This window comes from Haloarcula salina (assembly GCF_010119195.1).
GTDB classification, from domain to species: Archaea; Halobacteriota; Halobacteria; order Halobacteriales; family Haloarculaceae; genus Haloarcula; species Haloarcula salina.
This window is the reverse complement of record NZ_WRXL01000004.1, coordinates 416252-429703: the sequence shown is the minus strand read 5'-3', so window position 1 is coordinate 429703 and position 13452 is coordinate 416252. Positions and strand designations below refer to the sequence as shown.

Sequence of the window (13452 nt, the reverse complement as noted above, 5' to 3'; positions counted from 1 at the left end):
GCCTCTGGGAAAACCGGTTCGCCGCCACCATTCATACCTACCCAAGCCCACAGCACAGCGCGTGCTGTGGGCTTTTCGTCTATACCGATCCCACAGAGTCATCTCTCTCACCAGTCGTCTCACCGCAGAACCACACCGACGAGCGATAGCCACCCCCCCAAGACGCTCCACGGGAGAATCGAATGGCACGCGAGGCGGGCGGCTCTCACACGGAGGCGTCAATCAGGACGCACGGACGGGGTCCGCCGACACCGGAAAGAACTGCCGAGACGCGTGAGTGTGCGCACCCTTTGGGACCTTCAGTAGGCGTTTAAGTCGGGGTCGCGTAGCCGGCGGCGATGAGAGACACCATCCTCGATACGATCGGATCCCCGCTGGTGTCGGTTCGTGCGCCGGAGGGGGCGACGGTCGCGGCGAAGGTCGAGTCGTTCAATCCTGGTGGGTCGGCCAAGGACCGGCCGGCGAAGTACATGATCGAGGCTGCCGAACGGGACGACGCGCTCTCGGCGGGCGACACGATCGTCGAACCGACGAGTGGCAACACCGGCATCGGAATGGCGATGGTGGGGGCAACGAAGGGATACGACGTGGTGCTGGTGATTCCGTCCTCGAAGTCCCCGGAGCGCCGGCAGATCATGAAGGGGTACGGTGCGGAGATCGAACTGGTCGAGGGAGACATCTCGGACGCCAAGGAGCGGGCTGACGAACTGTCCGAACGAGACGACTACGTCCAGTTGCGCCAGTTCGAGAACCCGGCGAACCCGAGGGCACACTACGAGACGACGGGGGTCGAAGTAATCGATCAGGTGGGCGATCGGACCGTCGACGCGCTGGTCGCCGGCGTCGGCACGGGCGGCACGATCACTGGAACCGGGCGACGACTCCGGGAGGCGTTTCCTGACGTCGAGATCGTCGCGGTAGAACCGGCGGAAAATGCCGTTCTCTCGGGAATGGAACCGGGGACCGGCGAAGACAGTTTTCAGGGGATGGGACCGGGGTTCGTGAGCGACAACCTCGACACGGACCTGCTGGACGACGTGCTGACGGTCGAGCTGGCAGACGCGGAAGACGAGTGCCGACGCCTCGCGCGCGAGGAGGGGATCCTGGTCGGGCAGTCCTCGGGCGCGTCCAACCTCGCGGCCTACGAGGTCGCCGAGCGACTCGTCGGCGAAGGCGTCGACGACCCGCTGGTCGTCACGGTGTTCTGGGACAGCGGCGAGCGGTACATGTCGACCGGGATGTTCGACCGCGACTAGTCGAGCGGCCGCGCGTCTCGCCTGAACGACGCGTACTTCTCGCGGGCCCACTCGTTCATCGCCTCGGTGTCGTTGTTGATCGCTCCCTTGATGCCCGTCTCGGTGTAGACGACGATGCCACTGACGGCCCCGTCGGATTTCTCGGCGGTCCAGACCGCGTACGGCATCGGCTTCTCAGTCACGTACAGCGAAACGTTCGACAGATCTTCGAGCGTGTCGCGCCTGTCGGGGAGCGAACTGTCGAGGGAGTCGACGACGGCGTCCGTCACCACCAGTTCGATATCGACGGACGTGTCGCTCCACAGGGATTCGATCACGTCGACGTAGCGCGGGAGAACTGCCGGGCCGATTCCCTGGAACGACGTGGTCCCGTCGAGGATGTCGACGTTGCGCTCGGTCGGTGCGGTCGGTGCTGACGGCGTCGCGGTGTCCACGTCCGCGCCGTGGAGAACCTCGGGATCGATGTCGGCGTCAGGAGGCAACCCGGAGAGGACGGGGTGTGCGCGCTGGAGCGCGTCGAGTCGGTCGCGAAACCCTTCGTACGCCTCCGTCGCCTGTCGACCCGCATAGGTGACGACGTATTCGCTGCCCGACCGTTCGACGAGATCGGCGTCGCGGAGCGCGCCGATCGCGCGGTCGACGGTGGACCGTGATCGGTCGATCGAGGCCACGAGTTCGGGTTTCGTTTTCGGCGCTGATAGCGCGACGAGGAACTCGTATCGTTTCGTGACGACGTCGACGACCGGCGGGATCTGTCCCATGTCCGTGTCGGGCTTTGTTAGTATCCGGTTTGTTTTTGGTGTTCTGTGAATCATATCTGATAATAGGGTTGATGCTCAGAACCTGGGAACATTCCCGGACCATCGGTATATGCCGCTCGGCCGAGTGTCGACAGGTGTGGGCAAGCCGTCACGGCAGCGCCCACGCGGAGTGCCCGGCCGCGGTTGTGCCTCTGACAACGGGCACTTTTCTCACGCGCCGAACTCGGACTCGGTCACTCTGACGACGAGCGTCTCGTCGACGTCTCTGAGGTCGTACTCCGGAATCGTCTCGCCGGTCCGGGTCAGGAGCATCGGTTCGACCAATTTTGGCGGTCGGTCCAGGGCGTCACTCTCCCCGTCGGTCTCGCCGTCCGCCGCGTCGACGACACCGTACACTTTGAGAAAGCGGCCGGTGTCCTCGGGAGCGATCTCGTCGTCGCGGATCGCACGCGCGAGGTCGCGCGAGAGCCACTCCGCCTCGCTGATTGAGGGATCGCGGACGAACGCGGCGTCGGCGAACCGAACGAGGTACCAGTTCAGGTCGTTCAACAGCGCCACGGCCGCGCCGAGGCTGACCGTCTCGACGGCGACGGTGTTCTCGAAAGGCTCCCGCAGGTCGTAGGTCGCCAGCGCGTTCCGAGCGGTCTCGCGAGAGAGCAGTTCGTAGCGGAGGTTCACGTCCTCGCTCCCGACGAGACAGACCTGCGTCATGGCTCGACCCTCGCCCGCCCCGGAGATTTAGCTTTCGATGGGGACGACGTCACGCGTTTCGGCACAGGCGGCCGCCAGGTCGAAGAGGTCGTCGGGTTCGGCGGCCCGGAGCCGTTCGAGCGAGGCGTTCGTCTCGGGGTAGGAGGGGGCGACGCGGTTACAGCCCGCGTCGATCGTCGAGTCCTCGAACGTCCCGATGTCGCGGGCGAGGTCGGTGATCGCCGCCTTGTCCGCGGTGAGGTTCGGTCGGTGGACGGGGAGGGTCGTCGCCGCGTCGGTCACCGCGACGTTCGCGCTGGTCTGGCTCGACTTCTGGCCGATCGCCTCGCCGGTGACGATACCGACCGCCCCGTGTTCGTCGGCCACCGTCTCGGCGACGGCGAGCATGAACCGCCGGAGCGCGAGCATCCTGAGTGAATCGAGTGACTCGGCGACGTCTGCGACCACGTCGCCCGCGTCGACGACGTGGACCGAGAGGTCGTACCCGGGGGCGTAGGCGGCGAGCGCCGCGACCGTCGAGATGGCCCGGGCGCGGTGGTCGGGGCCGCCGTAGTCGCCGAGGTCGACGTAGACCGGGATGACGGGCGCGCCGCGTTTCATCAGCTTCCAGGCGGCGACGGGCGAGTCGATCCCGCCGCTGACGAGCGCGACGACGGGGCGCTGGGTCCCGAGCGGGAGTCCGCCGGGGCCGTCGCGCTTCTCGCAGAAGACGAAGGCCTCGTCGGCGCGGCACTCGACGAACAGTTCGAGGTCGGGATCGTCGAGGTCGACGGCCGGGGTCTCACCGAGCGATTCGATGGCGTCCCAGACGGCGGCCCCGCCCTCGGACTCGATGTCGGTGCTGGCGAAGGGATGCTGGTCGGCCGGGCCGGCCCGGCGGGCGTCCACGGCGAAGGGACCGCCGTCGTAGCGCTCGCGGGCGATGTCAGCCAGCGCCGTCTCGATCGCGTCGAGCGTCGGATCGACGGTGACGACCGCCGAGGCCGAGGAGACGCCGAACGTGTCGGCCGCGGCGGCCGTCACCTCGCCGGGTCGGTCCGTGTGGACGAACAGGCGGTTTCGCCGCCGCTCGATGTCGCCGGACAGTCCGCGCGCGTCGAGCATCGCGCCGAGGTTGTCCGCGAGTCGGTCCTCCATCTTCCGGCGGACCTGCTCGCTCTTGACGCCGAGTTCGCCGTGACGAACGAGGACGGTATCGGCGTCTGGCGGGTGCATGACACCGAGTTCGCCGGCGGCGAGTAAAGGGATGTCGTCTCGCGAAGCGCCTCAGAACGTCGTGAGGTCGCCATCGATGACCTGTCGCGTGATGTCGGTCACGTCGGCGAGTTCGTCGTCGATGGCCGCCCGCACGTCGTCCGCTACGTCGCCGACGGCGACGCCGTCGTCCGTAACGATGGTCGCGTCGGCGATGTGCGGTTCGTCGATGGGCGAGCCGATCTGCGAGAGCAGGCGCATCTGGACCTGCCGGATGCCGTCGACCTCGCCCGCGACGGACCGGGCGATCTCCGTCGAGAGGAGGTTGTAGATCTTCCCGATGTGGTTGACTGGGTTCTTACCCGAGGTGGCTTCCATGCTCATCGGTCGGTTCGGCGTGATGAGGCCGTTGGCGCGGTTCCCGCGGCCGACGGAGCCGTCGTCGCCCTGTTCGGCGCTGGTTCCGGTCGTCGTGAGGTAGATCGACTCGGCGTCGTAGTCGTCGGCCGTGTTGACGTGGACGGTCACGTCGCGGTCGGTGTGTTCGGTTGCGAGGTCCGAGACGAAGTCGCGGACGCGGTCGACGGCGTCCGTGTACGCGGCGAGGTCGGGGACGTGCTCGTCGACCATCGCGACGGCGACGGTCACGTCGATGTGGTCGCCCTCTCGCTTGCCCATCACCTTCACGTCTTGCCCGACGACGGGGTTCTCGTCGGCGTACTGGCCGGTCAGTTGGCGCTCGGTCTGGAGGACGATCTGCTCGGTCTCCGAGAGGGGCGCGTGGCCGACGCCGTAGCTGGTGTCGTTGGCCATCGGGACGGTCCCCTCCTCGCCGAAGACGGTCTGGAGGTCGCCCGATCCCTCACCGAGTTGCACGTCGACGATGATGTCCGAGCCGAGGTCGAGGTGCGGGAACTGCTCTGCGAGGTAGTCCCGCGCGGCCTGCAGGGCGATGCTCTCGGCGGGGACGCGCTGGCCGTCGTACGCCTTCGTTGCGCGGCCGACGACGAGCAGGTAGATGGGTTCGAGCACTTCACCGCCGCCGTAGGCCGGTGCGGCCGTGCCCGCGACGAGCTGGGTCTCGTCGGTGTTGTAGTGGAGGACCTTTCCGAACCGGTCGATGTACGTCTGGGCCAGCGCGCGGGACACTGTCTCTGCGACGCCGTCGCAGATGGAGTCTGGGTGGCCGATCCCCTTTCGCTCGACGACTTCGATGTCCTGGTCTTCGACGGCGAGCCCGCTCGCGGGCTGGACGTGGATGTTCCGTTCGGTCATTACCACGGCCTTCGCTGTGCCGGGTTCTATAACTTACGGGAACAGTTCTGGAGAGAAAGATTACTCGCTCGCATCATCGAGCAGCAGCCCGAGATACGAGGTCCGCTGCTGGTCGGCCGGGTCGAGGCCGAGGTCGCGGAGCACCTCGTAGGCCCCCTCGCGGGCGGGTTCGATGTCGCCGTCCGTCTCCGTCTCGACCTCGACGAAGGTTCCCACGCCGTCGACGGCGTCGAGCGTGACGGCGTAGTCCCTGACCTGGAAGACCCGCCGATTCTTGCGGACAGTCGCGGCCGGGTCGAACCCGAGGCGCGTGACGATGGCGTCGACGCTGTCACCGTCGGCGACGCCGGTCTCGAACTCCTCGCGGGTCTTGGACTCGGCCTCGACGAGCGGCCCCTTGTAGGTGATCTTCGCGGCCGTCTCGCCCTTCCTGGTCTCGCGGCGGATCCGGAACGCCTCGTCGGTCTCGGCGAAGTCACGGTGAGGCGCGTCGTAGTACGTGTCCTCCTGAATCACCGTGTCGACGTGCTCTGCACCCATCTCGTCGAGTCGGTCGGCGACCGCCTCGATGTCCGCCGGCACTTTGACCTCGACCTCGTACATACCGCGTTCGTCGGCCGGATCGGTGAAAAGCGCTCGCTTCGACCGCGCCCTTTACTGTGCCCGCTCCCCCGAGTAGGGGTATGGCCGGTCGCTACGAACCGATCGAGTCCCCCGACGAGACGACCGTCTTCCCGTATCACGACCTGACGCCGCCGACGGTCGCGACGGTCGCTCGCGCCCGCCGCCGCGTCAGACAGCACCTCCCCCAGACGCCGCTGGTCCGTAGCGAACCGCTCTCCGAGGCGCTCGACGCCGACGTTCTGCTCAAGCGCGAGGACACGCTCCCGACCGGCGCGTTCAAGGTCCGCGGCGGGGTGAACCTCGTCGCGTCGCTCGACGAGGAGTTCCGCGACGCCGGGCTGCTGGCGGCGAGCACAGGCAACCACGGTCAGTCCATCGCCTGGGCCGGCCGGGAGTTCGGCGTGCCCGTGACCATCGGCGTTCCCGAGGACGCCAACGCCGGCAAGGTCGCGGCACTGGAGCAGTTGGGCGCGGAGGTCCTCCAGTACGGCGCGGACTACGACGAGGCCCGCGAGCGCGTCGAGGAACTGGCCGTCGAGCGCGAGGCGCGCTACGTCCACTCCGGGAACGAACCGGCGCTCATCGCCGGCGTCGGGACCGCCGGCCTCGAAATCGTCGACGAGCGCCCCGACGTGGACCGGATCTTCTGTCCCGTCGGCGGCGGCACCTCGGCGGCGGGATACTGCCTCACCCTGGGCGAACTGACCGACGCCGCCGTCGTCGGCGTGCAGGCCGAGGGCGCGCCGGCGATGTACCGCGCCTGGAACGAGGGGACGCTGGCGGCGCTCGACAGCGTCGACACCATCGCAGAGGGAATCGCGACCCGCGTCCCGTTCGCGCTCACTACGGAAATCTTGCGCGACGGGCTGGCCGACTTCCGGCTGGTCTCCGAGGAGGCCATCGAGGACGCCGTCGCCCGCCTGTTCGCGACCGATCGCATCGTCACCGAGGGGGCCTGTGCGACGGCCGTCGCCGGCGCGCTCCAGGCCGGTTCCGACCTCCGGGGCGAGACCGTCGTCATCCCGATCTCCGGGCGGAACGTCGACCGGGAGAAGTTCGATCGCCTGCTCGCCGAGAGCGACTACTGACCGACTGACCGGCCGGTACGCGACGAGGCCGTCGGGGGCAATCGAAGCCACTCGTCCTCCCTGCTGGCCGGGAAACGTTGTCCTTAAGAGTGCCACGACTGACGAACAGGGTATGAGCAACGAGTCCGAGACCGAAGCCGAGGAAGAGTCGGAAGCAGAAGCACAAGAGGGACTGCAGAAAGGCGACGTCGTGAAGCTCGCCTACACCGCCCGTACCGTCGAGGAGGGCCAGCTCGTCGACACGACCGACGAGGAGGTCGCGGCCGACGACGGTATCGACACCGACCAGCAGGAGTTCGGCCCGCGCACCATCGTCCTGGGCGAGAACCACATCTTCCCTGACGTCGAGCAGGACATCTACGGGAAGGACGTCGGTGACGAGGGGACCGTCACGGTCACCGCCGAGGACGCCTTCGGCGAGTACGACGAGGAAGAGGTCCGCACCGTCTCGAAGGACAAGATCCCCGAGGACGACCGCTACCCCGGCGCACACGTCGACATCGAGGGCCAGCACGGCCACGTCGAGACGATCATCGGCGGCCGCGCGCGCGTCGACTTCAACCACCCGCTCGCCGGCGAGGACGTCGAGTACGAGTACGAGATCCTGAACGAGGTCACGGACCGCGAGGAGAAGGCCCAGGGCATCATCCAGATGATGCTCGATATGGAGCTCGACGTGTGGTTCCAGACCGACTCCGTCGAGGAGGAACAGCTCGTCGAGAGCGAGGACGACGAAGACGACGAGGACGCGGAGCCCGAGTACGAGACCGTCGAGGTCGAGAAGGAGACGCTGTACATCGAGGCGACGCCCCAGCTGACGATGAACCAGCAGTGGATGATGGGCAAACAGCAGATCGCCCAGCAGCTGACCCAACTGCTCGACATCGACCGCATCATCGTTCAGGAAGAGATCGGTGGCGGCGGCATGGGTATGCCCGGAATGATGGGCGGCATGGGCGGAGCCGGCGGCGCTGACATCGAGGAAGCGCTGGAAGACGCCGACGTTGACGCCGAGGAAATCGTCGAAGAGATCGAAGGCGCCGAGGAGTAGACGTACCGCGAGCGGCGCGAGCGGTTTCTCCGGGTCGAGCGACAGCGAGGTCTGTCTCTTCGGTGCAGCGGTACCGTCCGTGACTGTCGCCCGCGTGAGCAACGGTTATCCGGCCGGCCCGACATCTCCGCCCATGCGCGCGTCGCTGGTGTACCCGTCCCTGCTCTCGGTTCCACCCGCCGTCGCCATCGGCGTCGGGACGTACGTCCTGACGGCGAGTCTGCTGTTCGGAGTGGGGCTTGGACTCGGGGTCGGCCTCGGGATATTCGCGCTGGTACTCGTCGGGACGGAACTCGGATCGACAAACAGGGAGCCGTAGCTTCGCTGGAACTACTCGGTGGGTCGCGACGGAATCACGCGATGTCGCGGCTGGTGTCGATGCTGACCTCTTCGACCAGATTGAGCTTGATGACGTCGGTGGGCGCACGGCCGCCGCGGAACTTCGGAATCGCGAGGCGGTTCTCGACTTCGTCGCCGTTCGTGGTCGTGTCGAGCTGAAACACCACGTCGGCGAAGTGTTCGGTGGTGTCCCGGAGCGGCGGGACGTCGCGGCCGTCGAGGCAGTGGACGATGGCCAGGCTGCCGGTGTTGACGATGTGGTTCTGGAGGTCGTTCATGAACGCGCGAAAGCGAGAGTGGGGCTCCTGGGCCTCCAGCACGTCGAGCGGGTCGACGATGAGGTTCGACGTCTCCGGCAGGGCCGAGACGAGTTTCCCGGCGTTGTCGAGTGGCGCTTCCCCGGAGATGTGCCGGACCGTCGGATCACCGGTGTTGGCCGGGGTCTGCTCGATGCTGGCGACGACTGACTCGGCGGTCCGGTCGAGCGAGAGCCACAGCGTCCCGCGCGTGGCGGTGAGTTCGTAGAGAAACAACTCCGCCTGGCTGGCCGGCTGTGCGGAGAGCACGACGATGCTCCCCGCAGGGATCCCCCCGTCGAGTTTCCTGTCGAGGACGTCGATCCCCGTCCGTAGCCGGTTCACCATACCACTGGGGCGTTACGGACCCATCAGATTAAGTATTCCGCTTGTTGAGAATTTCCGCCGCCGCTCGATACGCGCGCTCGACCGCGTTGGACGCCAGTGGAGCCGATACCGATGGAACGTGAACGGTCGATTCGCACGATACCAGGGGCGTCGGATCGACCGTTCCGTCGCCGCCGACGAGTACCGTGAGCGCCGGCGGTGCGTCCAGTTCGCGGGCGATGGCCGCTGTCTTCGCGGTGTCGGTGAGGCTCTGTTCGGTCGGCGTGCTGACGAGAACTGCCTCGTCGGCTGCGCGGAGCGGGACGGCGGCGTCGGGGCCGGCACCCGCCGGGCAATCGAGCAGCACGGTACGGTCGCGTCGCGCCAGCGCGTCGAGGGTAGAGGAGACGGCGGGAGCCGACGCACCGGCACAGGGAAGCACGTCGACGCCACGGAACCGCGGAACGGGCTGGGCCAGTGCCGCCGGGTCGATCTCGGGCCCGCACTCGGCGAGCCCAGGGCTCGGGTCGACACCGGCGCGGTGATGGAGGTTCGGCATGTCGCGGTCGGTGTCGACGACCAGCGGCCGGGCTTCCGTCGCCGTCGCGAACGCTCGTGCGAGCGCGAGCGCGGTTGTGGTCTTCCCACAGCCACCCTTGCCGCCGGCGATTGCAAGCATACCGCGATTGGCCGCGTCTCCCGCCTTGAACGTTCGCCCGATCTGGTGGGCATGGAGTATCTGGGTGTGCTGTGAGGTGCCATTCGTGGTCAGGCAGTTATGGGGTCGCTAGTCGACGCGGCCCGGCGAGCGCTTCGCGCTCACTCCGCCGCCGGTGTGCGGTTTCGCGACGTAGCCTCCGTATAACCATACCGCTCTCTCCCCCACCTCGACACTGTTCATGGGTAGCATGCCTCACCGAGCTATCCAGTTGTACAGCGTCCGTTCCCACCCCGCCCCGCTTCCGGATCTCCTCCGGCGCGTCGACGAGGCCGGCTACGACGGCGTGGAGTTCGCACACCGATTTCACGAGGAATCGGCGGAATCCGTCGCCGACGCGCTGGCGGAGACCGGGCTCGAACCGGTGGCCGTCCACGCCGACCTCTCGGCCGTCGAGGACGCCGTCGTCGGCGAGACGGACCTCCTCGAACGCTGTCGGACGGTCGGTTGTGACTCGCTCGTCATTCCCCACGTCTCGTCGTCACACTACCGGAGCCGTCGGTCGGTTCGCTCGCTCGCTGAGCGCCTTCGAGACGCCGCCGACGACCTGGCCGACGACGGGTTCGACCTGGGGTTCCACAACGACAGGCGAACGCTCTGGCCGCTGTTGCCGGACGGCAGCCGGTCCCTCCTCTCGTCGACGCCGATTCCGGACCGGGCCGCCGATCATGCACAGCGGGCGCAACGTCGCCTCACGCCACACGACCCGTCCGTGATTCCCAGCGAGACGCCGCTGTGGAACCTCATTGCCCGTACCGGACCCGGGGAACTCAGTTTCGAGATCGAGGTCGCGGAGGTCCGTGCGGCGGGATTCGACCCGACCGCCGCGCTCTCGCTGGTCGACGGACGCGTCGATAAGGTCCATCTCCGAGACGTCACCCGTCCGGACCTCGTGGGCGGGGCCGAGAACGTCCCGCACGGAGAGGGCGCGGTCGGCATGAAGCGCGTCGTCGACGCCGCGGTCGATGCCGGCGTCGACTGGCTGGTCTACGAGAACGAACTCGATACCAGTCCGGAGTCGAAAATCGACGGCGGCGCGGCGCTTCTCGATCGACTGGTCGGTCGGTCCGACGCACCGCGCGAGCGAATCGGCACGCGAACGAGCGGGTCGTGAACGCCTCGTCCCGGCGCGGCGAACTGGTTACCGCAAATTAATACGGCTATAACAATACCGTTCGGTCGGGACCCCCGGAGCATGGAGTTCCGGCATCAGGTAATCGACGAGTCGCCGCCGGCGAGTCAGATGAGTTTCTGTCTCACGACCGACCTCACCGGGAACGGCCGCCCGGACGTCATCGTCGGCGCGTTGGGAACCGAGTACGTCGTCGACCTCCCGCTCTTGGACACGTCGGTCGACCTGTTCTCCGTGTACGGGATGGGGCCGCTGGCGCGGCGGTTGCAGACGAACGTCTTCTGGTACGAGAACCCGGGGTGGGAGCGCCACGACGTGGCCCGCGCGCCGGAGCTGTCGGTCGGCGGCTCGCTGGGCGACGTGACCGGCAACGGCGGACTCGACCTCGTCGCGGGACAGAACATCCACCGGCACAAGCTCTGGTGGTTCGAAATCCCGCTCGACCCGCGCAAGACGTGGACCCGGCGGCTCATCACGGACGACTTCGAGAAGTACCACGACACCGCCGTGGCCGACGTGGACGGCGACGGCGAGAACGAGGTCGTCGGTCTGTCCCAGGAGTCCCAGACCGTGTTCTACTACGACATTCCCGACAACCCGCGCCGGGAGCCGTGGCCGGTGGCGAACCGCCACGTCGTCGCCGACGGACTCAACGTCGAAGGCGTCGCCGTCGAGGACGTGGACGGCGACGGCGAGGCCGAGATCGTCGCCGGACCGAACGTCTTCCACCGCACCGACGACGGCTGGGAGCGCGAACAGATCGTCGAGGGGTGGGAGTGCACCCGCATCGCTATCGAGGACCTCGACGGCGACGGCGAGCCGGAGATCGTCCTCGTCGAGGGCGACGAGCCCTACCTCGACGACCGCCCCGCCCGACTCGGCGTGTTCGACCCGCCGGAGTGGTCGCTGACGCTGCTGCACGACGACCTCTCGAACCCCCACAGCCTGCAGGTGGCCGACCTGGACGGCGACGGGACGCCGGACATCTTCGTCGCCGAGATGGGCCTCGAAGCGGGCCACACGCCGCGGCAGTTCGCGTTCCGCAACGACGGCGAGGGGAACTTCGAACAGGAACTGCTCGGGTCCGGAATCGCGACCCACGAGGCGAAGGTCGTCGACCTGGACGGCGACGGGGACGTCGACATCGTCGGCAAGGCCTACACCGAACCGCACGTCGACGTGTGGCAGCACAGCTGAGCCGGCTGGAGCGACTGTCGCTCACCGTCGCACGTCGCCGAACCGACGCCGCCTCCGCGTGTCGGGGGATTCAAGAGCGTCGGGAGCGCGGTACCGAGTGAAATGCGGCACGACCACATCATCAGCGCGAAACAGCTCTCGCGGGGCGACATCGAGACGGTGCTCGACCACGCGGCCGACATCGCGGCTGACCCGGGGGCGTTCGCGGACCGACACACCGACACGCTGCTCGGCATGCTCTTTTTCGAGCCGAGCACCCGGACGAAGATGAGCTTCACGACGGCGATGAAGCGTCTGGGCGGCGACATCGTCGACATGGGATCCGTCGAGTCTTCGAGCGTCAAGAAGGGCGAGTCCCTGGCCGACACCGTCCGCGTCGTCGAGGGTTACACCGACGCGCTCGTCCTCCGGCACCCGATGGAAGGCTCGGCGAAGATGGCGAGCGAGTTCGTGGACGTCCCGCTCGTCAACGCCGGCGACGGGGCCGGCCAGCACCCGACCCAGACCCTGCTCGACCTCTATACCATCCGGGAGAACGCCGGCTTCGACGACCTCACCATCGGCATCATGGGTGACCTGAAGTACGGCCGGACGGTCCACTCGCTGGCCCACGCGCTCACGACCGTCGACGCCAGACAGCACTTCGTCAGCCCGGAGTCGCTGCAGCTCCCGCGGTCGGTCCGCTACGACCTCCACGAGGCCGGCGCAGAGGTCCGCGAACACACCGACTTAGACGAGATCCTCCCGGAACTGGACGTGCTCTACGTGACGCGCATCCAGGCCGAGCGCTTCCCCGACGAGAGCGAGTACCGCGAGGTCGCCGGCCAGTACCAGATCGACGCCGGGACGCTCGAAGCGGCCAAAGACGACCTGACCGTGATGCACCCGCTGCCCCGCGTCGACGAGATCGCCCACGACGTCGACGAGACCACGCACGCCCAGTACTTCCAGCAGGCCCACAACGGCGTCCCGGTGCGGATGGCCCTGCTCGACCTGATCCTCGGAGGCGACCAATGAGCGACAACGACCAGCAACTCCGCGTCTCGAAGATCCGGAACGGCACCGTCATCGACCACATCGCCGGCGGGCAGGCGCTGAACGTCCTCGCCATCCTCGGCATCGACGGTACAAGCGGCGACTCCGTCTCGGTCGCCATGAACATGCCCTCGGACCGCCTGGGCCACAAGGACGTGGTGAAAGTCGAGGGTCGCGAGCTCTCCCAGGACGAGGTGGACGTGCTCTCGCTCATCGCGCCCGCGGCGACCATCAACATCATCCGCGACTACGAGGTCGTCGAGAAGCGCCGCGTCGAGCGCCCGTCCGTCGTCGTCGGCGTCCTCGAGTGCCCGAACCGCAACTGCATCACCACCGAGGACGAGCCCGTCGACTCGCGGTTCGCCGTCGGTGACGACGGCGTCCGCTGTGAGTACTGCGACACGATCATCCGCGACGACCTGCCGGCGCACATTCTCGCCGAGTGAGC

General features: G+C 67.5%; 15 protein-coding genes. 8 read left to right on the top strand and 7 right to left on the bottom strand.

The features are described from left to right. The first annotated feature begins 338 nt into the window (after positions 1–338). Positions 339–1256, top strand: coding sequence for a PLP-dependent cysteine synthase family protein (locus GM656_RS13530; RefSeq protein ID WP_162414196.1), 918 nt, complete (start codon positions 339–341; stop codon positions 1254–1256). On the opposite strand, the gene GM656_RS13525 is transcribed toward GM656_RS13530, so the two are convergent. The 5 genes from GM656_RS13525 to cyaB form a co-directional block, all read right to left on the bottom strand. Beyond that, the gene (locus GM656_RS13525; protein ID WP_162414195.1) at positions 1253–2017 is read right to left on the bottom strand and encodes a helix-turn-helix transcriptional regulator; all 765 of its coding nucleotides are present in this window, start codon (positions 2015–2017) and stop codon (positions 1253–1255) included. The two genes, GM656_RS13530 and GM656_RS13525, sit on opposite strands and share 4 nt — an antisense overlap. Positions 2018–2227: 210 nt before the next feature. After that, on the bottom strand, positions 2228–2728 hold the full coding sequence (locus GM656_RS13520) for a DUF5804 family protein (RefSeq protein WP_162414194.1): 501 nt from the start codon (positions 2726–2728) through the stop codon (positions 2228–2230). Between the two features lie 27 nt (positions 2729–2755). Beyond that, a complete protein-coding gene (locus GM656_RS13515; protein WP_162414193.1) occupies positions 2756–3943 on the bottom strand; it encodes a tRNA sulfurtransferase in 1188 nt (395 codons plus the stop codon). A gap of 51 nt (positions 3944–3994) precedes the next feature. Further along, positions 3995–5197, bottom strand: a complete 1203-nt coding sequence (locus GM656_RS13510; protein WP_162414192.1) for a methionine adenosyltransferase — start codon at positions 5195–5197, stop codon at positions 3995–3997. Positions 5198–5257: 60 nt separating this feature from the next. Beyond that, positions 5258–5800, bottom strand: coding sequence for a class IV adenylate cyclase (cyaB, locus tag GM656_RS13505; protein ID WP_162414191.1), 543 nt, complete (start codon positions 5798–5800; stop codon positions 5258–5260). A gap of 80 nt (positions 5801–5880) precedes the next feature. On the opposite strand from cyaB, the gene GM656_RS13500 reads away from it, so the two are divergent. The 3 genes from GM656_RS13500 to GM656_RS13490 all read left to right on the top strand — a co-directional run bounded on the left by GM656_RS13500 (position 5881) and on the right by GM656_RS13490 (position 8279). Then, positions 5881–6909 carry a threonine ammonia-lyase gene (locus GM656_RS13500; protein ID WP_162414190.1) on the top strand — a complete coding sequence of 343 codons (1029 nt, stop codon included), beginning with the start codon at positions 5881–5883 and terminating at the stop codon, positions 6907–6909. 112 nt (positions 6910–7021) lie between these two features. After that, positions 7022–7960, top strand: a complete 939-nt coding sequence (locus GM656_RS13495; protein WP_162414189.1) for an FKBP-type peptidyl-prolyl cis-trans isomerase — start codon at positions 7022–7024, stop codon at positions 7958–7960. A 133-nt stretch (positions 7961–8093) separates the two neighbouring features. Further along, the gene (locus GM656_RS13490) at positions 8094–8279 is read left to right on the top strand and encodes a hypothetical protein (protein WP_162414188.1); all 186 of its coding nucleotides are present in this window, start codon (positions 8094–8096) and stop codon (positions 8277–8279) included. A gap of 34 nt (positions 8280–8313) precedes the next feature. Here the strand turns inward: GM656_RS13490 and GM656_RS13485 are convergent, their stop codons facing one another. Together GM656_RS13485 and GM656_RS13480 are read right to left on the bottom strand one after the other, a co-directional pair. Further along, positions 8314–8943 carry an RAD55 family ATPase gene (locus GM656_RS13485; protein ID WP_162414187.1) on the bottom strand — a complete coding sequence of 210 codons (630 nt, stop codon included), beginning with the start codon at positions 8941–8943 and terminating at the stop codon, positions 8314–8316. A gap of 28 nt (positions 8944–8971) precedes the next feature. Further along, positions 8972–9601, bottom strand: coding sequence for a MinD/ParA family ATP-binding protein (locus GM656_RS13480; protein WP_162414186.1), 630 nt, complete (start codon positions 9599–9601; stop codon positions 8972–8974). 229 nt (positions 9602–9830) lie between these two features. On the opposite strand from GM656_RS13480, the gene GM656_RS13475 reads away from it, so the two are divergent. The 4 genes from GM656_RS13475 (at position 9831) to pyrI (ending at position 13450) form a co-directional block, all read left to right on the top strand. Beyond that, on the top strand, positions 9831–10754 hold the full coding sequence (locus GM656_RS13475) for a sugar phosphate isomerase/epimerase family protein (protein WP_241692770.1): 924 nt from the start codon (positions 9831–9833) through the stop codon (positions 10752–10754). A gap of 81 nt (positions 10755–10835) precedes the next feature. Further along, positions 10836–11969 (top strand): FG-GAP repeat domain-containing protein, encoded by a 1134-nt coding sequence (locus tag GM656_RS13470; protein ID WP_162414184.1) that lies wholly within the window; start codon positions 10836–10838, stop codon positions 11967–11969. 102 nt (positions 11970–12071) lie between these two features. Beyond that, on the top strand, positions 12072–12986 hold the full coding sequence (pyrB, locus tag GM656_RS13465; protein WP_162414183.1) for an aspartate carbamoyltransferase: 915 nt from the start codon (positions 12072–12074) through the stop codon (positions 12984–12986). Beyond that, complete coding sequence (pyrI, locus tag GM656_RS13460) at positions 12983–13450, top strand: aspartate carbamoyltransferase regulatory subunit (RefSeq protein WP_162414182.1); 468 nt, start codon at positions 12983–12985, stop codon at positions 13448–13450. The genes pyrB and pyrI overlap by 4 nt, the downstream gene beginning before the upstream one ends. The last annotated feature ends 2 nt before the right edge of the window (positions 13451–13452 follow it).